The sequence below is a fragment of the Brevibacillus sp. NRS-1366 genome (genome assembly GCF_050467985.1).
In genome coordinates, this window is sequence record NZ_JBITPN010000065.1 from 1 (window position 1) to 668 (window position 668).

Annotated in this window: 1 protein-coding gene; it reads right to left on the minus strand. The window is 43.7% G+C overall.

The window, feature by feature from the left end; all coding sequences use genetic code 11:
- Positions 1-668 (minus strand): transposase (locus tag ACIFQN_RS34635; RefSeq protein ID WP_429837598.1); only part of this gene is annotated, 668 nt, incomplete at both ends.

Sequence of the window (668 nt, forward strand, 5' to 3'; positions counted from 1 at the left end):
TCATCCTTTTCAACGTAGACCCAGTTCATTACGTTTTTGATGTCCTTTTTAGCTTTCCGAGTCTTTTCTTTCAGATAGGACCCGTATGGAATGAGGAAATCAAACCGAGGATATTTTTCGTCCCCCATCGCATACAGATAGTTTTCCTCGCTCCCGTACCCCGCATCGGCAATGACTCTATTTGGCATTGGCAAAGAGGAGGCAGCTTGCTTCTCTAGATGGGGTATGAAACAGCGCGTGTCGGTTGGACGTTGATGGATGGTGTAAAATAGGATGAATTGATTCTCCGTTGCCATCTGTACGTTGTAGCCAGGTTTAAGTTGACCGTTTTTCATATGGTCTTCTTTCATCCGCATGAATGTTGCGTCAGTATCTGTCTTAGAATAACTATTGCGGTCATCTAAAATTTCGTTTTGGGCTTTGTATGTAGATAACCTTGGTATGAAATCCTTACGGATCAGCTTGAGGGATTTCTTCCATGCACTCCGTCTTTTTCGCTTTTCCTTACGGACCTCTGTATTTGTCTCTTTTTCCATCTCATCTGATAAAACGGCTATGTGCGTTTCCAAGCCAACAGCAATCTCTTCTAATTTAGATGGGTCATCCACTGTATCCATCAGGCTATCCGCAAGGATTTCCAACTCTTCCGCTTTGGCCGTCTCCTCAAT